The following is a 19,696-nucleotide window of genomic DNA, read 5'->3' on the forward strand; positions in this document are numbered from 1 at the left end:
TAGGGATTGCTTGGAGGTTTTGCGATGAAACCAATTTATTTAGATGGACTGGCCACCACACCGGTTGATCCGCAAGTGCTGGCAGCCATGCTGCCCTATTTTAGCGATCGCCCCGGCAATGCCGCTAATCGAGCCCATGTCTACGGTTGGGAGGCCGCCGCCGCCATTGATCGCGCCCGGGAAACCATTGCCGCAGCCATCCATGCCCACCCTGAAGAGATTATTTTCACCAGTGGTGCCACCGAAGCAGATAACTTGGCAATCAAGGGGGTAGCGGAAGCCTACTACGGTCGCGGTCGTCACATTATTACGGTGCAGACAGAGCACAATGCCGTACTAGCTCCCTGCCGCTATTTGGAGTCCCTCGGCTTTCGGGTGACCTATCTGGGGGTCAACGAGAAAGGCTTCATTGATCTGGCTGAATTAGAGCAAGCCTTTACTCCGGAGACGATCTTGGTCTCAGTAATGGCCGCCAATAATGAAATTGGGGTGCTTCAGCCCTTATCTGAGATCGGTCGCCGCTGTCGCGATCGCGGGGTGCTCTTCCATACCGATGCCGCTCAGGCTTTGGGCAAAATTCCTCTGGATGTTCAGGCGCTTCAGGTGGATCTCCTGTCCCTCACCGCCCACAAACTCTATGGCCCGAAGGGAATTGGTGCCCTCTACGTGCGGCGCGATCGCCCCCGTGTACAACTGGCGCCTCAACTCCACGGTGGCGGTCAAGAACAGGGCTGGCGATCGGGCACCTTGGCCACTCCCTTAATTGTCGGTTTTGGCGCAGCCGTACGACTGGCGCAGGAACGTCAAGCCACCGATATTCCCCGGCTATGGCGTCTCAAGGAACGACTGTGGCAGGGGTTGGCTGCCCTGGGAGACATTTATCTCAATGGCGATTGGCAGCAGAGTCTGCCCAACTGTCTCAATGTCAGTATTGGTGGGGTCGAGGGGAGTGCTCTTCTGCGCTCCATTTATCCTCATGTTGCCCTTTCGTCAGGTGCAGCCTGTAGTAGTGAAAAACTGACTCCCTCCCATGTCCTCCTTGCCTTGGGGCGATCGCCCGCCGTTGCGCGTGCCTCGCTGCGCTTTGGTCTATTGCGTACCACCACAGAGGCGGAGATTGATTTAGCCCTTCAGCAGATTCGCAAGACAATACAACAACTACGCCGGCCAAGGTAGAGACTCTTTGCATTTCTTAATAGCTCGAGTTTCTTGACATAAATTTACAATGTTCTCAAATGCCCATAATGTCATGGTTTCCGTGATCTAAATCACATCTAAAAGTACCTCTACGTAGAATTGCGGATGATCCCCAAGTTGCGGAGTTCATAGAATAATAACGTGTGGTAAATCAACCATTAATGAATCGTTATATCCCCTGTTGATCCCCCACAAAATTTGCCCATGGGTGGAAATGAACAGTGGGAAATCTACCTATTAGATGCCGACATAACACTTGGGGGAACACAAATGACAAAACTATTGCCCGTCACTGCCTACACCATTCGCCGTCTATTGCGGCAATATCAAGGACAGCTCAAATCGGTAGTGGTGGAAGGGGCTTGTTTAGTGGCTGATCCTGAAGCAGACTTGAATGCAGTTCTCGAAAGTCTCTATTTAGATGAAGAAGAAGTTCGCAGCCAAATGGCTGAAATTGAAAAGCTGATGATGACCCATCAACTGCTGTTGAAAGCAGGGGCAAAAGAGCAAGCGGCAGCCATTGAAGATCAAATTCTCTGGATTTTTGGCCTGAAGCGAATCAAGGATCAAGCCGGCCAAGAAACCCCAGCAATGCCGATCATGATGGCTGTTTAAGGGCCGGCAAAAATTGCTTCTTCCACAGCAGCACGGGGACAGGAGTACTTAAAGGATCGTTGCACAACACTGCCTTCAAGGCGATCGCAATAGATCACCTGTAGCTCCTCAATATCCAAGCAAATCCGAGCTGACCACTGGGGGTGCTCTAACTCCCAACAGTGAATATCTGTTTGATCCCGCACACAGCCCTTCTGTTGTAGCCATGCTTCAATTTGTGGTAAGGCATGGTTATAGAGAGGGGTTTGAGGATTAGGCAAGGTATTCATCCAACTTCCGAGATGCGACTAACAATTTGCAAGATCCATTCTTGACCCTGTTGGGACAAACCAACAATCACCACAAGAACCAGACAGCCCACAAAGGTGACCCCCAAGATAAACAGGGCAAATAGCTCCCCTGGCGAGAGCGGGCGATCCTCGGCTGGAATGGGGGTAGAACGCACAGCCCCCTGAGAACGAGAAGACAGACCTATCCCCGTTGCTGATTTTGACTGTGCCCGCAAGCGCAATTGCAAGTCATACCACTGCCGCTGTTCCGGATTGGTCAGCACGGCGTAGGCCTCATTGAGGCGATGAAACTCCTCGCGGGCGATCGCCAGCGGCAGCGTGGTTGTATCAGGATGGTAAAGCTTACTCTTTTCCCGATAGGCGCGCCGAATCTCTGCCAATGAGGCGGTGGGTGCCACCTCGAGAATGTCGTAGTGGGTTCGCGACGGGAACAGGGGTGCCATGACAAGGCTTACTTGACCAAATCGAAGATCTTGAACATGGGTAGGTACATTGCCACCAGAATTGACCCTACCATACCCCCTAGCACTGCAATCATCAGGGGTTCCATCACACTTGTCAGAGCCTTCACCGCCTGTTCCACTTCGTCTTCGTAGAAGTCGGCCACCTTCATCAGCATCTTATCCAGTTCCCCCGTCTCTTCCCCCACATTAATCATCTGGGTCGCCAGAACTGGAAAGACACGCTCCTGTTGTAGGGCAAGACTGAGCATTCCCCCCTGTTGCACCTCCTTCGCAGCACGATCAATGGCATTGGAGATCACTTGGTTACCCGCTGTGGCACTAACAATCTCAAGGGAGCGCAAAATCGGCACCCCTGAACGCGACAGCGAGCCAAACGTGCGGCAGAACCGCGCCACCGCTGTTTTTTGTACCAAATCACCAAAGAGGGGCAACTTCAACAGCAGACCATCAATTGTCAGTCGGCCATTGGGGGTTTTGTAATAAAAGCGAATTCCCACCACCAAACCGACCACACAGAGAATCAACAACGCCATGTACTGAGGGGTGCGCAGGAATTGACTGAGCGCCACCATCATGGCAGTAAAAGGAGGTAACTCCCCACCCAACTGTTTGAAAATGCCCTCAAAGACGGGGATCAAGAAAATCACCATCCCCAAGAAGATCCCCACCGCCAGCAGACCCACCACCACAGGATAGGTCAGGGCGGACTTAATCTGGTTATTGAGGCGGGCTTGATCCTCTAGCAGTTTGGAGAGACGGTTGAGCACTTCATCCAGTACCCCCCCCGTTTCCCCCGCTTGAATCATAGCGATAAAGAGATTGTCAAAAGCCTGCGGGTGGGGGCGCATGGCATCGGCCAAACTGCTTCCCTGCTGGATATCATTGTTGACCGCCATGAGGATTTTTTTCAGCTTTGGGTTGGTACATTGATCTGCCAACACACCGATCCCGCGCACCAAGGCTACACCTGCATTCACCAATGCCGCAAACTGCCGCGCAAAGATGGCCTTGTCCTTCACCGTAATTTTCGAGAGGAAGCTCAGGTCGAGGTCGGACTTGAGGGTAAGTTTTTTGGCCTCCTTGACCTCTAGAACCTGTACTCCTTGCAGTTGCAAGGCCATGCGTGCTTCCCGTGGTGTCGCAGCTTCCTCGCGGACGGTTTTGTACTTGCCTTGGGCATCCCGTATCCGCACTTCATAGGTTGCCATGACTCAATACCCCTTCTGTTCATCAATGATTGCTAACTAGCGGGCTGCCGCCGGTGTCCCCGTGCCAATGAGACGTTGCAGCTCGTCTTGGCGAGAGGACTTAGACATGGCCGCTTCATAGGTAATGATTCCCGCGCGATAATAATCGGCCAAGACCTTTTCCAGAGTTTGCATCCCCAGCTTGCCCCCCGTTTGAATCGCTGAATAAATCTGTGAGGTTTTCCCTTCGCGAATCAGGTTGGAGATAGCAGGGGTCACCACCATAATTTCTTGTGCCATAATCCGCCCAAATTCACCGGGCTTGGGATTTTTCTTGGGAACCAAGGTTTGGCTAAAGACTGCCACCAACGAGTTGGACAACTGCACGCGAATTTGCTGTTGCTGCTCTGGAGGAAACACATCCACCATGCGGTCAACCGTTTGGGCGGCTGAACTAGTGTGGAGGGTTCCCATCACCAAGTGACCTGTTTCCGCTGCTGAAATGGCTAATTGAATGGTTTCCAAGTCACGCATCTCACCCACCAGAATAATATCGGGGTCTTCCCGTAGCGCCGCCCGCAGGGCATTGGCAAAACTCTTGGTGTCTTCCCCCACCTGCCGTTGGTGGATCAGGCTCTTAATCGGCTCATAGACAAACTCAATAGGGTCTTCAATCGTCAAAATATGCTCGGCGCGGGTTTTGTTGATGAGGTCAATCATTGCCGCAAGGGTGGTGGTTTTCCCTGAGCCTGTAGGACCGGTCACCAGAATCAAACCGCGGGGGCGCTCACACATCTCACGGACAACATTGGGCAGCCCCAACTGCTCAAACGTGGGAATTTTGGAACTCAGAGCGCGCAAGCAGGCAGCATAGGTCCCCCGGTCTTTGTACACATTGACGCGGAAGCGTGCTAGACCCCGTACACCGTAGGAACAGTCCAACTCCCAGTTTTGCTCTAGGTGCTTACGTTGGGTGTTGTTGAGCATGCTGAAAATAAGACGCTGGCATTGCTCTGGAGTCAGTGGTTCGTAGTCCGTTGGCGTTAATTTGCCACTGATGCGAATGTAGGGGGGTAGGCCAGCCGAGATATGTAAATCGGAGCCGCCATTGGCTACCACTTGCTCCATGAGGTCTTCAATCATTAGCTCCATAGGGTGTTCCTCGTCTAAGTAGTTTGGTTAAGTAGTTTGGTCAACAACACGAAAAGTTATCACTAGATATGAATCATTTTGTTAATCCACAAAGCGGGGTGTCATGCAATAGGGGCATTCTAACCATTCGGGCTGCGCCTCGGCACCGCAGGTACGGCAGGTTAAAGAACTCTTACGTTTGGCCTTGAGTTCTGATTCGAGACCCGTGTCGGTAAAGGTGACGCGCTCTACTTCCTCAAAGGTGGTAACTCCTTCCTTAACCAAGTTCAGGCTATAGGCCAAGAGGGTTTTCATGCCCTCTTCAACTGCTGCTTCCTTGATCCGCTCGGTGGGAGCACCCTCGGTAATCAGGCTTTGCAGGCGCTCTGTGACCCGCATAATTTCATAGACCCCACAGCGACCCTTGTAGCCGACACCGCCACATTTACTGCAAATGGGCTGGCCACTGGCTTTGGCCGCTTGAATCTGCTCAGGTGTCAATTTATTGGCCTTGTAGAGGGTGAGGTTGACATCTTTGGAGGTGGATAAGCCAAAGCGTGCCAGTTCTTCACGGGTAGGGGTATAGGGAATGCGACACTCACTACAGACCCGCCGCATGAGGCGCTGTGCTACAACACCAATCAAGGAGGCAGAGACCATAAAAGGCTCGATCCCCATTTCCGAAAGACGGGCAACGGCACTGGCGGCATCGTTGGTGTGCAGGGTGGTCAACACCAGGTGACCCGTCAAGGCGGCTTCAATGGCGGTTTTTGCCGTTTCCTTGTCGCGGGTTTCCCCTACGAGAATCACGTCCGGGTCTTGGCGGAGAAAGGCGCGCAGAATGGAGGCAAAGTCCATGCCCTTTTCGCGAATGACCTGCACCTGTGTTAGGCCGGGGAGCGTGTATTCAATCGGGTCTTCCGCTGTACTGATGTTGACACCGGGGCTATTACATTCGGCAAGCGCCGAGTAGAGTGTGGTGGTTTTCCCTGAACCGGTCGGTCCTGTAACGAGGATCAGGCCAAAGGGACGCTTGATCATCTCACGGACAATCGCCAGACTCTCTGGGTCGGTAATCAGTTTGTCAAGACCCAGTTGCGTGGCGGAGTTATCGAGAATCCGCAGTACCACTTTTTCACCCCAGCGGCTGGGGAGGGTATTCACCCGGAAGTCCACCCGTCGGCCTTGAAACATTTTGCGGATACGACCATCTTGGGGGGCACGCCGCTCGGCAATGTCGAGGTCGGCCAAGATTTTGAAGCGGGAAACGACGGCGGGCACGATCTTCTTCGGCAGGGGGTCAAAGGCTTGGTGGAGCACCCCATCTTTGCGAAAACGAATCCGCAGGTATTCCTCTTGGGGTTCAACGTGAATATCGGAAACTCCTTCGGTGAGCGCTTTGGCCAAAATTTTGTTGACAAGGGCAATAATCGGTGCGTCTTCTGCCCCTCGCAGAGCTTCAGCAAGGTCAACCTCTTGCTCCCCTTCCAGTTCTTCTAGACCACCGATGGCTTCGATGTCTTCTTCGATGTTGATTTCGCCAATCGCGGCGGGGGCATTTTTACTGGCGGCAGTTTCGGCCACCTGTTTGTTGAGAATTGGGTCAATAAGGCGTTGGTAATCCTCTAAGGTGATCACCATCCGTTTGAGCGTGAGGTTGTGGGCGCGCAGTAGGCGGGTGAGGTTGTCAATGGCTTGCAGGTTATCGGGATCCACCATCGCCACCAGCAGATAGGGGGGGTCGGCATCGAGGTGCTTGGCAATGGGGATGACTTGGTAGGTGCGGCAGGTGTCAATTGGGACAATTGTGTTGATGAGTTCCTCGATTTGCTCGGTTGGGAAACGATTGAGTTCAGGATCAAGGCAATCGACACCGTAGATGACTTTGAGTTCAAAAAGCTGCTGCTTGTGGTACTGGCGCAACACATCGGGGGGCATGGTAGTGCCGGTCATTTCCTGTAGCACAGCCACCAGAGACTTGCCGGTTTTGCGGGCGGTGTTCATGGCTTCCCGCACCTGATCGATACTGGCATAACCGGAAGCAACAATGGCTCGCTCTGTGGGGCTAGCAGCTCTGCCACGGACGGTAAGGGCTTTGCGAGAAGAAAATGACGATGTGTTAACCATAGGGCACGTTGGGGTCTGGATGGCCTGCCTACTATAGTAGCAACAAGTTTCCTAAGGATTTCATCGCCCTTTAGGAAAGAGGTGGCTAGGATGAAGGCGAGGCCGCAACGGCAGTGGTACAAGGAGAATCGCTCAACGAGTGTTTTGGTTACTCACTGTAAACTTTCCTCGTTGCATGAGGCACATTAATAACGTAAGGACGACGGTTGGCTGAGGTGTATTTCTTTACTATTACTATCAATCACTTGCAATTGTTCTGTTGTGGAGGGTTGCGCCATGCGTGTCAAGGTGGGTCTTAACATGCGTGTTAAGGATTTGGTCTTGCCGCTGCTGGTGGGGAGTTTGATCTTTGTGGCTTTTGGCGATCGCTTTTTGCCGGCGCCGTTGAGTACAGCCAGTACCGGTACCCGTGCTCAGCTCAACGGTCTCCTGAAGGGAATGTTGGATGGCTTTTTGGTCTATAACCGCTACCATAAGACAGAAGACATGATCCGCGAAGCAGAAAAGGCTGAAAGTAAAAAAAGATAGATGCGCCGCTTTTTACTTTTTCTTGGGTGGATGACGGGCAGTGGGGCGATCGCCCTGTTTTCGGTACAGAATGCCCAAGCGGTGTCTCTTCGATTTCTGTCTTGGCAATCCATTCAAATGCCGCTGGGGTTTCTGCTGGTCTTTGTGGCAGCGATCGCCCTCTGGGTACCTTACTTAGCTCGTCCGCTGCGCCGATGAAGTGGCAGTATGTGCTCCTTGGTGTACTGGCCATTGTCCTAATTGGGACATGGCAACAAAGGATTATGGCAATTCCAGCCACGCCGTTGATTTTAGAGGTGAACCCAGCCCATCCCCAAGCAAGTGATACCCCACAGACAATCCCAGGAACCCCTTTTCGCACCATTAGGGCGGCTGTGGCATGGGCACAGACCCACGATCGCCCCACAGACATTTACATCCATGGCGGGATTTATCGGGAGGCACTGGGAATAATTCGTCATCGGCAGACGCCCCTCCGGCTGATGGCCAAGGCCGGCGATCGCGTGATTGTACGCGGCAGCCAACAGTGGTCAGACTGGCAAGAAGTCTCTACCACCTCAACGGTCACCCTCTACCGTCGCCCTTGGACACTGGGCTGGGGCTTTTCGGGCAACCCTTGGACCGATTACAACGTTGAGCTGCCCTTGCTAGCCCAGCGCGGCGAATTGGTGTGGTGGCGGGATACTCCCCTGCGGCAGCGGCTCTCACTCGCAGAGTTGCAGGGGAATGATTTCTACGTGGATGATGCAGAGCAGCAGCTGTATGTGGCACTTCCTGTGGGAATCTCCCCCGTTGAACTAGAGGTGGCCGTTCACCGCGAGGCCTTGCGAATTTTAGACAGTAGCTTTATCAGCTTGATCGGGTTGCGCTTTGAGCACTACGGCGGCACCTTTACCCAAGCGGTGCGCATTGAACGCAGTCGTGAGATTACGGTTAAAGACTGTACCTTTTGGGGCAACAATTGGGGTGGGCTGGAAAGTCACCAGAGCGATCGCCTGCGGGTGGAGCGAACGCAATTTCTCCAAAACGGCTGGCGGGGCATGGCGGGGGTTCATTTGCGGGACTTTACGGTGCAGCAGGTGCTGGTTCAAGGGAATAATTGGCGGGGGGCGTGGGCAGGATTTTACACTTGGGATGCAGGGGACAAGTACTTTCATCTGCGCCGCGCCCTTTTTGATCGCTACCGCGCCATTGACAATCAAGCCGCCGGTCTGTGGTTGGATACCGATAATCAGGAAGTCGAGATTCGGCGATCGCAATTGGTCGGCAATGCCGTTGTCGGTCTCTTCCTAGAGGCGGGCACCGGGCCCGTGACCGTTGAAGATTCCCTAATTGCCTATAACTACAGCGTCGCTCCCAACTATCTGCAAACCCCCGGCATTTTCGGCTGGGCAGCTGCCCATGTTACCCTGCGCCACAACTGGATTTGGGAAAATCAAGGGGCACAAATTGGTGTTCGCGATCCTTCGCCGCGAACCGTCACCCTGCCGGAAACAGGGGAGGAAGTCACGATCACGTCTCAAGATTGGCACCTAGAGGGGAATTGGATTGGTAGCCGCCAAGAGCGACTCCTGACCACACTCAAGGGAGAACCTTTTTTGCAAACGCTGACATCGCAGGATAATCACTGGTGGAGTGAAGCTGCCTACCCCTTTCGCCTAGAGGGGGAAAATGTCACTTGGTCGCAGTGGCAGGAACGATATGGTACACCTAGCGATCGCTGGCTCATCCCCTAGAGGCGATCGCGCAACTGATTCACCATGGCTTGAGCAGAGGCCTCATCTAGAAACATCCCCAATTGAATCTTGGTTTGATCGCCATTGCCCACTAAAAAAGCATCGGGCACAACGGCTTGGACTTTTTCTAAGTCCGCTGGTTCTTTGTAGGGAGCGAGCACATAGTAACGACCATTGGGCATTTTTTCGACAAAGAGCTGCGTCGTATGTTCAGGTTCAGCCGAGGCTGGGTTGGTCGCAGGGGTGGGTGAGGCACTCGGAGCTGGACTGGCAGCAGGCTCCAATTGGGCAAGGGTGCTGCGATTCACATCGGGAAATTCCCGCGCAGTCATATCAGGACCAACGGGTGGTGTGGGTGATTCTGCGGTTGGTGTTGCAGGAACGGGGGAAGGCGATTCGGTGGCAACGGGGGCGGGTCGGCGGTTAAACCACCACAGGGCTGCGCTACTAAATCCGGCCAGCATGCCAACCACAATTAACCAGCGTTGCACTAAATGTTGGCTGTTGCTCCCACGCTGTTGGAACCAAGGGCGCTGCTGATTGTGCCGTGCCTGTTTGAGTAGCTCACGGGTGGAGGCAAAGGGACGCTTTGTTGGGGTTGGCGTCTGGGGACCAGGGGTGTCGCTGGCGTAGGATTGGGGTAAGAGTTCTGCTAAATCTGTGGGATCAAACTCGAAAAATGGATCGGGGGGTACCTCATTCAGGCGTTCATCAGTGGCTGCTGCTGTTTCTGAGGTTACAGCTAAAGACCCGACAACAGGGGGAACAACCTGCGAAACAGGTTCTGCGGCAGAGACAGGGGGGATACTCGGTTCTGAGGGAGTTGCAGATTCAGGAACAGGCGGGGTATCAAAGGGAGAATGGGCTTGTACCATACGATGGCAGCGATACTGGGTGAGTTCTGCCTCTAAACTGAGGTTGAGGCAAGCCAAAGCTGCTTGCAAACGTTGGCGATCGATGGTGGCAGAGGTCATAGCAATCGTTCCCAAATCAGTGCCCGACAGTCCCTTCGATTAACGCACCACCCCGATGAATTATGCAGCAAACTGTGCAGGTTCGCCAAAATGGCACAGATTCCCACTCCTGAGTGTTTGTATTCCCGCCTATAACCGTCCCCAAGGATTAGCGGCAGCAGTGCGCTCAGTGGTGGTAGCATTGCCGCGTGAACACCCCGATCAAGTGGAAATCATCATTACCGATGACTCCGCTACGCCCACAACAGTCGCAGAGTTACTCGCTGGATGGTCAGGCCGCTGGCACTATCAGCACAATCTCCGGCGCTTAGGGATGGTGGCCAATTGGAATGCCAGCTTAGCTAAGGCCTCTGGGGAGTTTATCCTGCTGTTGCACGATGATGATTACCTACTGCCCCAAGGGATCACGACGATTCTGGAAACCCTCAGCAAGCACGGTAACCAATTTGATATCTTTCTCTTTGGGGTACATTTGGTGAATCCGCATCAACGCTGTTTGCGGCGGCAGATACCACGGCGGCAGGGATGGCTCTCCCCACCTCAAGCCCTGAGACAATTGTTGCGCCATTCCTCGTTTGTGCGGTTTCCGGCCTTAATCTGGCGGCGATCGCTCCTCGACGAGGTGGGCTATTTTGATCCTGCCTACGGTGAAGCCACAGACCTCTACCAATGGCTACGCTGCTTTGCCCGCAAGGGCGTTTATACCGTTCCCCGCGCCACCGCTGCCTACACGATCCACGATCAAGCCCTGACGATGGGCATGTTTCACGCCCAGACTTTGGCCACGCTTGGGCGCATTTTTGCAGCCGCCGCTGATTTATCTATTCTTTCGCTGGCGGAACTACAGCAGTGCCAGTGTGATTTTTTTCACCAGTTTATCTTGGCGGGAACATGGCGATTTTTACGCCGAGGGCAGTGGCAACGGGCACAAAGAGTGTACCAGCTCCTTGATCTACCAGAGGTGATGGCCTTGGGGCGATCGCGCCGCTGGCAGGCTCTGCGCTGGTTATTTGCAGGCTGGCTTTGGTTAGGGACACGCTTGGTCTAACTGAGGTTGACCGCCCACTGCATATAGGGAAGTCGGGTTGCGACTTCGTGAATTTTGTCCCGATTGGCTAAAAGCTGACCACAGGCATCCCACTGACCCGAAATGAGCATTTGCCGAGTACTTTCCGCCATGGTTAGGGAAATGACTCGATCCCCCACCGTCAGGGTTAGCGCGTGCAGGTCTAGGGTCAGTTCGGTACTGGGCTGATCCTCCAAGAGGGTTTGCAGGGCTTGTACCTGTTCGGGATGACTCGTCACACAGGGAATGCCCATTGCCAAGCAGTTCCCGGCAAAAATTTCAGCAAAGCTTTCGCCTACAATTGCTTGAATCCCCCAACGGGCGATCGCCTGCGGTGCGTGCTCACGACTAGAGCCACAGCCAAAATTGGCATTCACCACCAGAATCCGTGCCCCCTGGTATTGAGGCAGGTCAAAGGGGTGCTGCCCCGCGCGGCGATCGTCGGCAAACACGTATTCCCCTAGCCCATCAAAGGTGACACAGCGCAGAAACCGCGCCGGAATAATGCGATCGGTGTCAATATCGTTGCCCCGCAGAGGCAGGCCACGACCTGTAATCCGTTCAATCTTGCTCATAGGCCTATCTTACTGGATGGCGCAGCCGGCAAGTGCACTTTGGGAAGAATTACCCTGAAGCAGGTTACTCAGCAATAGGGTCGGCGGTTGCGCATGGGGCCACGCAAAGGCATGGCGAAAGGCCGCTTCTTGGCAGGCTTGCAGCTCCTTGAAGTTGAGGATGTCGTGGGTGAGCAAGTTTTCGTACTCAAAGGGCAATCGCACGTTGTGCAGCCCGGCATTGTCGGTACAGATGGCCACATCTACACCGGCCTCAAAACAGCGTTCAAAGATCAGCCGCAACTGCTCGTAGCTCTCAAGGGTACCCGTTTGAAAATAGGTGGTGGGGCAGACTTCGAGGCATTGACCGGCTGCAGCCACTTCCTTGAGCAGCTCCGGATAGCGCAGGGGAATTTGAATGCCATGGCCGATGCGTTGTAGATAAGGCAGGAGTTCGGGATAGCAGCCATTGACGGTTTCGTAGAGGTGGCCGGTGGTTTTCAGGCCGCGATCGCGGGCATAGGCATAAAGTTCAATAAATTCTGCCATGCGATCGCCATAGACGCTATCGCCTCCCGCCAAATCAATACCACAGACAAACTGGGGAAAACTCGCCGCCAGATCCACAATGGCTCGGTTCACCGCATAGGGAAGCCGTGTGTGCATACAGAGAATTTGGCTGGTGACAATCGGGTACTCTGGCACCTGGCAGGCAAGACCCACGGTTTTGACAATATCGGCCATCTGCTCAATGCGCTCGCTCTCAGACCGCTGCGGATCCGTGCGCAGGTAGGGAGTATAGCGCAACTCTAGATAGGCCAAGTTTTCAAAAATATAGGCGCCGCGAATCAAGCGGAAAATAAAATAGGGCAAGGTTTGCGGTGTTTGTACACTCTCCACTAGGGTGTGGAGTTCAAGATATTCTTCAAGGGATTGCCGGGGGCGAGTATAAAAGGTTTCAAATTCCTCGTAGTCGGGAAAGCGCTCGGCAAGGGCGCGATCGTTCCGCTGAAAATACCGCCAGAGAATACGCGGTACAACTGAGCCACCCAAATGCCGATGCAGTTCTGCGTACAGTGCCATACATGCTCCTTGAACTGGCCAAAACGCAACCAATACTTAAGCTGGCCAGAGGGGTCTATGCCCACACCTCGGCCATCGAGAACAGAACAAAAACAGCGATGAACGAAGAAAAGAAGGGTTAAATTGTTCTAATGTTAACAAATTTTACAAAGCTGGCGCAGAGAACGATGAGCGCAAACGCTAGGATTATCTCGATCTCCAATTGGTTTGGTATCGCAAATGTGGCCTTTTCAACGGCGGGGACGGCTGCTCCATTCTCTCTCTAGCGGCAATGTGGTCACGATTGCCTTAGAACTGTACCGTCATCAGGTCAACCGCTATTTTCTTTTGAGCCTTTTTGCTCATGTGTGGTTTTTTCTGCTCACCATTGCCGCCGTGCTGATCGTGGCTGTAGCCCTGATTATGGGTGGGCTTCTCGCCAAGAATGCTCTTATTGCCTTACTCTTGTTGCCGGCGATGGGTCTTCTAGCAGCTTTACCCCTCTATCTTTTTGGTTGGACACGGCTAATGGCCAGTGGTGCGCTGCTTTCTCGCCGTATCTACGCTGTCCTCACTGCCCTTGAGGAATCAGAATCGGAAGCCCGCAGCTTCATTTTTCCCAAAATGCTGAATTATTTGTTGGCCACTCTGATGGTCGGTGTCATTTTGCTCATAGTTTACGGGGTCTTGGGGGCGATCGGCTACTTAATCTATTTGGTGGGCTGGCCTGTGGTGCAATTACTAGAGCAAAATATTCAAACTGAACCCGCCAGAAGTCTCTTCTTTTTAACTTTTCTACTCAGCATCCTGTTGCTGCTGCTTGTTGCGCTGCTGGTAATTAGCTATTTTATGGCGCGGCTCTCCCTCGTTGATGTGGTCTTAGCTCTTGAACCTGAGTGTACGCCTCTCAAATCCGTTCGGCGCAGTTGGCAACTGACGCAGGGACAGGCATGGCATACCCTAACGGTGTTCTTTGTTGCTTCCCTTGCAACGATTCCCGCCAATCTCCTTAGCAGTATCATCAACAGCGTGGTGATTATTCCCGTCGCTGGCCTGTTTGTAGCAGTGTTGCTTCTTCCCCTCTGGCAAGGGATCAAGGCAGTGCTCTACTGGGATCTGCGGGTACGCAATGAAGGAGCAGCGTTTCAAGTCCGTCCTCAAGCAGTGAATCCCCTGCGTTGGTTGCGACGAGTCACACTACGCACGCCCGAAAGTATTGAGTTGGACTTTGCGCTGGCGGGAATCGGCAGCCGTGTTCTGGCTTGGCTGATTGATCAGGTAATTCTCTATACGGCACTGGTGCTCTTTTCGCTGATGGCAGGGTACATCTATTTCTATGCCCTTTACCCGTGGCTAATTGACATCCTACCTGCCAGTGGCCAAAGTATTGAAGCTTGGAGTTTGGGTATTTATCTATTGGTGATGTTTGCCCTCTACAACGGCTATTACATTTTCTTTGAAACCTATTGGCAGGGGCAAACCCCCGGCAAGCGCTATGCAGAAATTCGGGTTGTTCAGGATAATGGCTGCCCCATTGGTCTGCGGGAAGCCACATTGCGTAGTCTGCTCCAACCGATTGATTTTGCTTTTTTTGGTATAGGGGCATTCCTAGTGACGTTATCTCCATCAGAAAAACGCTTAGGAGATATGGCGGCAGGTACCCTTGTGATTCAAGATGAACGCGCAACACGGTTGGCTCCTAAAGCCACAACCCTTCAGCAACTACAGGCGGCTTGGGTGCAGGAGTTGCGATCGCTCGCCCACTGGGAACAGATGACCCCCGAACACTATCTCCTAGTACGAAACTACCTCAACAGTCGCGATCGCCTGAGTCCTGTGGGTCGTTATCAAGCGGCTCAAGAGCTGCGCCAACAACTGGAACCCCTGTTGCTATCAGAGTATCCCCCCCACTGGCCTGTCCTCAGTGCCGAAGACTTCCTAGAAGGTCTCTACCTTGCCTATCGTCAACAATACGAATCATCTCCCTAGCGTGAGGCTTTATGCGTTTGCTGCTGACCCTTGGTTGTAGTCTGACCCTTTTGGGCGCTTTTCCCCTGCTCATGGGTCGGGCGAGTGAACCGACGATTCAGGCCGTTGCCCTTGCCCCCCAACGCTACCAACTGCTAGGGGTATCCTTTGAAACGCCCTTCCAATTTTCACCGCCGAGATCATTTGGTGAGAATGGCGTTGCTGTGGTCTATCCCGCCAATGCCGTACCGGGGGAGCACGAGTTGATGGTGAGCCTGATTAGCCTACCCAAAACAAGCGAGGTACTGGGGGGTCTTTCGGATCAAGAACTGCGCAGTTGGCTGCGGTTTACGCAAATGGATGGCTCTCTTGCAGCAGCAGCAGGGCGGATTGAGCGGCGGATTTTGGGACGGCGAGTGCGCGGTGATGCGTTCTATTATCCAACCCCCCGCCCAATTCACCAAGAGTTATATTTGATGCATCTCGAAGGGGGTCAGCGGCTGGCTATGCTCTTTGAAGCGGAAGAGCAAGTGCCCTTACCCGTGATGGAGCAAGTCTTTAACCACGTGGCAGCATCATTGCAGGAACTTCCCCCGCGATCGCGAGAATGGAAACGCAGTTTTGAATGGTGGAAAAACCGCTAGATATTCAGGGGCAACAGCCATCAACCATGCTCCCCCCGTGTATCTACCGCTCTGTAAGACTTATACAAATCTATACAGTCAAGTCAAATAGACTCCATTGTTTAGATTTGCTGCTCACTTCCTGCTTCATCAAAGTCTTAAGAGCTGCGCTCTCAAGGGGGATTACTTCTCCACAGGGTTCAATTCCCCCAGAGCTTGGGGTACTTACAAAATTCAACAGATTGAGACTCGCATTCAAGTCTCTATCTATGGAAATGCCACAATGAGAACAGTTGTCAACTCGTTCTTTTAGCGGCATCTTTTGCCGATTTCCACAGTTAGAGCATATTTGACTGGAGGGGTAAAACCAGAAGTGTTGAACAACAGTTTGAAGGGGTAGAAAAAAGGGAAGAAATGCCGTATTCTTCCCTTAAATCGCAGAGATTTACCGCCCCCAGCAAACACCAGAGAGTGTATCCTTGCCAGCAACGCTTTCGACAGAGGAAATCCTTCCCCACTTTTGCCTTGCATTTTCTCCTTAAGGCCAATGGATAAACCAGTGGGAGTCTTCTCACTGGAGAGGTCAATCATGGAACAGACAGTTGCCGGCGCTGAAACGGAGACACTGCGCGTTAATTCTCTGCATGCTTTTGCCTACTGTCAGCGGTTATTTTATCTCGAAGAAGTTGAGGAGCTTTACACGCCAAATGAATCGGTCTTTGCCGGGCGACGGCTCCACGCTGAGCTACAAAAATTAGAACGGGAAGATTGGCAGGAATTTAATCTTGAAAGTGTAGCCCTTGGCTTGCGAGGACGAGTGGATGCCTTGCGCACGCTTGAGGGGCATTTAATTCCCTACGAGCACAAAATCGGTCGCTGTTATCGCGATCGCCAGCAGCAGCCCCAAGCTTGGCACAGCGACAGAGTGCAAATTCTGGCCTATGCCTGTTTATTAGAAACCGTTCTCGGCATAACTGTTCCCGAAGGCCGCATTCGCTATCACCGGGATAACGTCACTGTACGGGTTCCCGTGGATGAGGCAGGCCGCCAACTGGTACGAGACACCATTGAGCAAGCGCGTCAACTGCGTGCTTCCTTAGAACGTCCCCCGGTATGCAGCAATGAAAGACTTTGTCTCAACTGCTCCTTGGCGCCGGTTTGTTTACCTGAGGAAGCGCGCCTCGCCCGTGATCCTGAGCATCTACCCCTGCGGCTCTTTCCGCGAGATGACGAGCGCGAGATTATCCATGTTACGGCTGACAAAGCGGTGATCAAGCGAGCGGGGCAACAGCTTAGGATTGCCATTGACGATGAACCTGAGCAAAAACTACCTATTCAGCAGGTGGGTCAAGTCGTTATCCACAAATTCGCCCAAATTACAACCCCCGCCATTCATCTCTGTGCTTATGAGAATGTCGGCATTCACTTCATCAGTAGTGGTGGACGTTACATCGGCAGCATTGACAACCGCAAAGGCAGTATTCAGCGGCGTATTCGTCAATATCAAGCCCTGACAAACCCAGAGCAGTGCTTACGTCTTGCCCAGTTACTGGTGAACTGTCGAGGACAGAGTCAGCGCCGCCTTTTACTACGAGGACAGCGTAATCGTCAAGACGCTCTGCCTGTATTGCAAGAGATTACCACGCAAATGGAGCAGCTCCTCAACACCATCTCCCACGCCGATTCCCTAGAGGCTCTACGTGGCATAGAAGGCCATCTCGCTGCGCTTTACTTTTCTGGATTGCCCCATCTGCTGGGGGATCAAGTGCCGCAGAAGTTGCATTTTAGAGGTCGCAATCGTCGTCCACCGAAAGATCGTTTTAATGTGCTACTGAGTTTTGGCTATGGCATGCTCCTCAAGGATGTGATGAATGCCATTCTCACTGTTGGTCTTGAACCCGCCCTTGGCTTTTATCATCAGCCGCGTACCCAAGCCCCACCCCTTGCATTGGATTTGATGGAAATTTTCCGTGTCCCTCTTGTGGATATGGTGGTCATTAGTTCAATTAACCGCATGCAGTGGAACCTTGATGAGTGCTTTGAAGTACGCCGAGATCACGTATGGCTGAGTGACTATGGTCGCCGTAAGTTTATTGAACTCTATGAAGCCCGCAAAGGTGAAACATGGAAGCACCCAGTAACCAACTACTCGCTCACCTATCGGCGACTCTTGGAACTGGAAGTGCGGTTACTAGAAAAAGAATGGTGTGGTGAATCGGGTCTATTTGGCAAACTCATTTTGCGGTGAACTATGGCTGAATCCAAAAATTGGTACCTCATCTGCTACGACATCCGCGACCCGAAGCGATGGCGACAGGTCTATAAGCAGTTGGAGGGTTACGGTGAACGATTGCAGTTTTCTATTTTTCGCTGTCGTCTCACGCCACGGGAGCGGGAAAAGCTGCACTGGCAGCTCGAAAAAATCCTAACTAAGGAAGACAATCTACTGATTGTAGGCCTGTGTAGCCAATGCGTAGAGCGAGTCCGTGCTTGCAATCGTTCAGGAGAGTGGCCTGTGTCAGAACAAAATTTCAAAATCTTTTAGTACAGCCATGAGGATGAAACACGCTCAAAAGCGTGAAGCACACCCTCCACTTTTGCGAGGAGGACTGTATGCAAGCACCTCTGGACTTAAATATTCTCTGAGTTTGTCAATATTCAAAACCAGCTTCTTGACTTAGTTTGAGAGTTTTTGTTAGATTTAGAGGTGCTTGAAAATCGCTGAACCTATTTCCCAGAGCGGGATTGACAACTGAATACTGAGCTAGGCTAAAAATTTTACAGCCACCAAAAAATCAAGCACGGGAGGTGCTTGAAAACAAGGTGTGCTAAGCTAGTCCTAGAGGTAATTCTAGAGTGCCGCTGTGCCTCTACCTCTGATGCCGTAAGGCGTTGAGCACTCGAGGGGCGGGATGGTTTTTTTTGGGTGCGAACCGTGCCTCTACCTCTGATGCCGTAAGGCGTTGAGCACTCTTTGTCAACTGCCTCAATAGTCCCTCCCTCAGACGTGCCTCTACCTCTGATGCCGTAAGGCGTTGAGCACTTAGAGGAGAATTTCGATCTTACCGTAAAAGATGGTGCCTCTACCTCTGATGCCGTAAGGCGTTGAGCACTACTTGAACACAAACCCGGTTCTCAAAACCAGGTTTGTGCCTCTACCTCTGATGCCGTAAGGCGTTGAGCACACTACTTGGGATTTCCCATTAAAGAGCGGGGGCTTGATGTGCCTCTACCTCTGATGCCGTAAGGCGTTGAGCACGAATTAATAGTCGAAACTTTCTTCCTTAGGGGACCGCGTGCCTCTACCTCTGATGCCGTAAGGCGTTGAGCACGTTCATAAATGCACAGAAATTTATCCTTCCGCTTGTGCCTCTACCTCTGATGCCGTAAGGCGTTGAGCACGCTCTGGGCTTTCTGGAATGACAACCGGCCAAAAAGTGCCTCTACCTCTGATGCCGTAAGGCGTTGAGCACCTTAATCCAGTTTATTTGAATAATGGCACCCTCTGAGTGCCTCTACCTCTGATGCCGTAAGGCGTTGAGCACGGTAGTGGCCAGTCTATTGTCGAAACCGGCCAGTGTGCCTCTACCTCTGATGCCGTAAGGCGTTGAGCACGCTAACAACCTTCTTCCTCTCAAAGACCTCCTTCGGGTGCCTCTACCTCTGATGCCGTAAGGCGTTGAGCACGCGGGTTTGATGATTTAGTCGCTGCCGCCGAAATCCGTGCCTCTACCTCTGATGCCGTAAGGCGTTGAGCACTAATCGTTTCTTGGGGCTTCGTATTCCCATTCAAGTGCCTCTACCTCTGATGCCGTAAGGCGTTGAGCACTTCTAGGAATTCGGCTAGTAGTCGCGCCCTTCCGATGTGCCTCTACCTCTGATGCCGTAAGGCGTTGAGCACAAGGACGTTAGGGATAGTCTTAGCGTAATACGAGACGTGCCTCTACCTCTGATGCCGTAAGGCGTTGAGCACCGGGCGGTTACTCGTGACAGCGAGGCCTCCGAAAGTGCCTCTACCTCTGATGCCGTAAGGCGTTGAGCACCCAGATTTGAATATAGAGAGACGGTGCCTAGACGAGTGCCTCTACCTCTGATGACGTAAGGCGTTGAGCACGTGGCTTTCAAAGGCACCGCCAGTAGTTTTCTACCTCTGATGCTGTGAGCTAGCCTAACG

Annotated in this window: 19 protein-coding genes, 1 pseudogene and 1 CRISPR repeat array; of the genes and pseudogenes, 10 read left to right on the forward strand and 10 right to left on the reverse strand. The window is 52.8% G+C overall.

From position 1 onward, the window contains the following. Positions 1-24 precede the first annotated feature (24 nt). Entirely contained in the window at positions 25-1,176 is a 1,152-nt protein-coding gene (locus ACK4IR_RS04230; protein WP_409872786.1) for a cysteine desulfurase family protein, read from the forward strand. 291 nt (positions 1,177-1,467) lie between these two features. Further along, on the forward strand, positions 1,468-1,812 hold the full coding sequence (locus ACK4IR_RS04235; RefSeq protein ID WP_409872788.1) for a hypothetical protein: 345 nt from the start codon (positions 1,468-1,470) through the stop codon (positions 1,810-1,812). Here ACK4IR_RS04235 and ACK4IR_RS04240 read toward each other — a convergent pair. The 5 genes from ACK4IR_RS04240 to ACK4IR_RS04260 form a co-directional block, all read right to left on the reverse strand. Next, positions 1,809-2,081, reverse strand: coding sequence for a DUF3143 domain-containing protein (locus tag ACK4IR_RS04240; RefSeq protein ID WP_409872790.1), 273 nt, complete (start codon positions 2,079-2,081; stop codon positions 1,809-1,811). The two genes, ACK4IR_RS04235 and ACK4IR_RS04240, sit on opposite strands and share 4 nt — an antisense overlap. Continuing rightward, positions 2,078-2,545, reverse strand: coding sequence for a J domain-containing protein (locus ACK4IR_RS04245; protein WP_409872792.1), 468 nt, complete (start codon positions 2,543-2,545; stop codon positions 2,078-2,080). Before ACK4IR_RS04245 ends, ACK4IR_RS04240 begins: the two co-directional genes overlap by 4 nt. Before the next feature lie 8 nt (positions 2,546-2,553). Continuing rightward, entirely contained in the window at positions 2,554-3,774 is a 1,221-nt protein-coding gene (locus ACK4IR_RS04250) for a type II secretion system F family protein (protein ID WP_409872794.1), read from the reverse strand. Between the two features lie 36 nt (positions 3,775-3,810). Further along, positions 3,811-4,905, reverse strand: a complete 1,095-nt coding sequence (locus ACK4IR_RS04255) for a type IV pilus twitching motility protein PilT (protein ID WP_409872796.1) — start codon at positions 4,903-4,905, stop codon at positions 3,811-3,813. Between the two features lie 81 nt (positions 4,906-4,986). Continuing rightward, the gene (locus ACK4IR_RS04260; RefSeq protein WP_409872797.1) at positions 4,987-7,011 is read right to left on the reverse strand and encodes a GspE/PulE family protein; all 2,025 of its coding nucleotides are present in this window, start codon (positions 7,009-7,011) and stop codon (positions 4,987-4,989) included. 300 nt (positions 7,012-7,311) lie between these two features. Here ACK4IR_RS04260 and ACK4IR_RS04265 point away from each other — a divergent pair, with 300 nt between their 5' ends. The 3 genes from ACK4IR_RS04265 to ACK4IR_RS04275 are packed head-to-tail and all read left to right on the forward strand — an operon-like array spanning position 7,312 to position 9,275. Next, positions 7,312-7,539 (forward strand): hypothetical protein, encoded by a 228-nt coding sequence (locus tag ACK4IR_RS04265; protein ID WP_409872799.1) that lies wholly within the window; start codon positions 7,312-7,314, stop codon positions 7,537-7,539. Continuing rightward, on the forward strand, positions 7,540-7,737 hold the full coding sequence (locus ACK4IR_RS04270; RefSeq protein WP_409872801.1) for a lipopolysaccharide assembly protein LapA domain-containing protein: 198 nt from the start codon (positions 7,540-7,542) through the stop codon (positions 7,735-7,737). Further along, entirely contained in the window at positions 7,734-9,275 is a 1,542-nt protein-coding gene (locus ACK4IR_RS04275) for a right-handed parallel beta-helix repeat-containing protein (RefSeq protein WP_409872803.1), read from the forward strand. Before ACK4IR_RS04270 ends, ACK4IR_RS04275 begins: the two co-directional genes overlap by 4 nt. Here ACK4IR_RS04275 and ACK4IR_RS04280 read toward each other — a convergent pair. Next, entirely contained in the window at positions 9,272-10,249 is a 978-nt protein-coding gene (locus tag ACK4IR_RS04280; RefSeq protein WP_409872805.1) for an SPOR domain-containing protein, read from the reverse strand. The genes ACK4IR_RS04275 and ACK4IR_RS04280 overlap by 4 nt on opposite strands. 55 nt (positions 10,250-10,304) lie before the next feature. Between ACK4IR_RS04280 and ACK4IR_RS04285 the strand changes: the two genes are divergently transcribed. Beyond that, the gene (locus ACK4IR_RS04285; RefSeq protein ID WP_409872807.1) at positions 10,305-11,297 is read left to right on the forward strand and encodes a glycosyltransferase family 2 protein; all 993 of its coding nucleotides are present in this window, start codon (positions 10,305-10,307) and stop codon (positions 11,295-11,297) included. On the opposite strand, the gene leuD is transcribed toward ACK4IR_RS04285, so the two are convergent. Together leuD and ACK4IR_RS04295 are read right to left on the reverse strand one after the other, a co-directional pair. Beyond that, positions 11,294-11,890, reverse strand: coding sequence for a 3-isopropylmalate dehydratase small subunit (leuD, locus tag ACK4IR_RS04290; RefSeq protein WP_409872808.1), 597 nt, complete (start codon positions 11,888-11,890; stop codon positions 11,294-11,296). The two genes, ACK4IR_RS04285 and leuD, sit on opposite strands and share 4 nt — an antisense overlap. A 9-nt stretch (positions 11,891-11,899) precedes the next feature. After that, a complete protein-coding gene (locus tag ACK4IR_RS04295; RefSeq protein ID WP_409872810.1) occupies positions 11,900-12,952 on the reverse strand; it encodes an adenosine deaminase in 1,053 nt (350 codons plus the stop codon). A 219-nt stretch (positions 12,953-13,171) separates the two neighbouring features. Between ACK4IR_RS04295 and ACK4IR_RS04300 the strand changes: the two genes are divergently transcribed. Both ACK4IR_RS04300 and ACK4IR_RS04305 read left to right on the forward strand, forming a co-directional pair. Further along, entirely contained in the window at positions 13,172-14,920 is a 1,749-nt protein-coding gene (locus ACK4IR_RS04300; protein ID WP_409872811.1) for an RDD family protein, read from the forward strand. Positions 14,921-14,931: 11 nt separating this feature from the next. Next, the gene (locus ACK4IR_RS04305) at positions 14,932-15,543 is read left to right on the forward strand and encodes a hypothetical protein (RefSeq protein ID WP_409872813.1); all 612 of its coding nucleotides are present in this window, start codon (positions 14,932-14,934) and stop codon (positions 15,541-15,543) included. 70 nt (positions 15,544-15,613) lie between these two features. Here the strand turns inward: ACK4IR_RS04305 and ACK4IR_RS04310 are convergent. Both ACK4IR_RS04310 and ACK4IR_RS04315 read right to left on the reverse strand, forming a co-directional pair. Next, positions 15,614-15,889: pseudogene (locus ACK4IR_RS04310) on the reverse strand (zinc ribbon domain-containing protein); the annotation flags it as partial. Then, a complete protein-coding gene (locus ACK4IR_RS04315; protein ID WP_409872815.1) occupies positions 15,832-16,113 on the reverse strand; it encodes a hypothetical protein in 282 nt (93 codons plus the stop codon). The pseudogene ACK4IR_RS04310 and the gene ACK4IR_RS04315, both read right to left, overlap by 58 nt. Here ACK4IR_RS04315 and cas1 point away from each other — a divergent pair. Further along, positions 16,112-17,770, forward strand: coding sequence for a type I-MYXAN CRISPR-associated endonuclease Cas1 (gene cas1 / locus ACK4IR_RS04320; RefSeq protein WP_409872816.1), 1,659 nt, complete (start codon positions 16,112-16,114; stop codon positions 17,768-17,770). The genes ACK4IR_RS04315 and cas1 overlap by 2 nt on opposite strands. Before the next feature lie 3 nt (positions 17,771-17,773). Next, positions 17,774-18,067: a CRISPR-associated endonuclease Cas2 gene (gene cas2, locus ACK4IR_RS04325; protein WP_409872817.1), complete on the forward strand. Its 294-nt coding sequence runs from the start codon at positions 17,774-17,776 to the stop codon at positions 18,065-18,067. A gap of 319 nt (positions 18,068-18,386) precedes the next feature. Beyond that, positions 18,387-19,636: direct repeats of the CRISPR family, unit length 36 nt; unit sequence GTGCCTCTACCTCTGATGCCGTAAGGCGTTGAGCAC. Positions 19,637-19,696: the final 60 nt, after the last annotated feature.

The sequence above is a fragment of the Thermosynechococcus sp. genome, assembly GCF_046299635.1.
Taxonomy (GTDB): domain Bacteria; phylum Cyanobacteriota; class Cyanobacteriia; order Thermosynechococcales; family Thermosynechococcaceae; genus Thermosynechococcus.

What these genes read in the sequence shown, in the direction of transcription:
- ACK4IR_RS04230 (WP_409872786.1), top strand. Translation starts at nt 25, where the DNA reads ATGAAACCAATTTATTTAGATGGACTGGCCACCACACCGGTTGATCCG.
- ACK4IR_RS04235 (WP_409872788.1), top strand. Translation starts at nt 1,468, where the DNA reads ATGACAAAACTATTGCCCGTCACTGCCTACACCATTCGCCGTCTATTG.
- ACK4IR_RS04240 (WP_409872790.1), bottom strand. Translation starts at nt 2,081, where the DNA reads ATGAATACCTTGCCTAATCCTCAAACCCCTCTCTATAACCATGCCTTA.
- ACK4IR_RS04245 (WP_409872792.1), bottom strand. Translation starts at nt 2,545, where the DNA reads ATGGCACCCCTGTTCCCGTCGCGAACCCACTACGACATTCTCGAGGTG.
- ACK4IR_RS04250 (WP_409872794.1), bottom strand. Translation starts at nt 3,774, where the DNA reads ATGGCAACCTATGAAGTGCGGATACGGGATGCCCAAGGCAAGTACAAA.
- ACK4IR_RS04255 (WP_409872796.1), bottom strand. Translation starts at nt 4,905, where the DNA reads ATGGAGCTAATGATTGAAGACCTCATGGAGCAAGTGGTAGCCAATGGC.
- ACK4IR_RS04260 (WP_409872797.1), bottom strand. Translation starts at nt 7,011, where the DNA reads ATGGTTAACACATCGTCATTTTCTTCTCGCAAAGCCCTTACCGTCCGT.
- ACK4IR_RS04265 (WP_409872799.1), top strand. Translation starts at nt 7,312, where the DNA reads ATGCGTGTTAAGGATTTGGTCTTGCCGCTGCTGGTGGGGAGTTTGATC.
- ACK4IR_RS04270 (WP_409872801.1), top strand. Translation starts at nt 7,540, where the DNA reads ATGCGCCGCTTTTTACTTTTTCTTGGGTGGATGACGGGCAGTGGGGCG.
- ACK4IR_RS04275 (WP_409872803.1), top strand. Translation starts at nt 7,734, where the DNA reads ATGAAGTGGCAGTATGTGCTCCTTGGTGTACTGGCCATTGTCCTAATT.
- ACK4IR_RS04280 (WP_409872805.1), bottom strand. Translation starts at nt 10,249, where the DNA reads ATGACCTCTGCCACCATCGATCGCCAACGTTTGCAAGCAGCTTTGGCT.
- ACK4IR_RS04285 (WP_409872807.1), top strand. Translation starts at nt 10,305, where the DNA reads ATGAATTATGCAGCAAACTGTGCAGGTTCGCCAAAATGGCACAGATTC.
- leuD (WP_409872808.1), bottom strand. Translation starts at nt 11,890, where the DNA reads ATGAGCAAGATTGAACGGATTACAGGTCGTGGCCTGCCTCTGCGGGGC.
- ACK4IR_RS04295 (WP_409872810.1), bottom strand. Translation starts at nt 12,952, where the DNA reads ATGGCACTGTACGCAGAACTGCATCGGCATTTGGGTGGCTCAGTTGTA.
- ACK4IR_RS04300 (WP_409872811.1), top strand. Translation starts at nt 13,172, where the DNA reads ATGTGGCCTTTTCAACGGCGGGGACGGCTGCTCCATTCTCTCTCTAGC.
- ACK4IR_RS04305 (WP_409872813.1), top strand. Translation starts at nt 14,932, where the DNA reads ATGCGTTTGCTGCTGACCCTTGGTTGTAGTCTGACCCTTTTGGGCGCT.
- cas1 (WP_409872816.1), top strand. Translation starts at nt 16,112, where the DNA reads ATGGAACAGACAGTTGCCGGCGCTGAAACGGAGACACTGCGCGTTAAT.
- ACK4IR_RS04315 (WP_409872815.1), bottom strand. Translation starts at nt 16,113, where the DNA reads ATGATTGACCTCTCCAGTGAGAAGACTCCCACTGGTTTATCCATTGGC.
- cas2 (WP_409872817.1), top strand. Translation starts at nt 17,774, where the DNA reads ATGGCTGAATCCAAAAATTGGTACCTCATCTGCTACGACATCCGCGAC.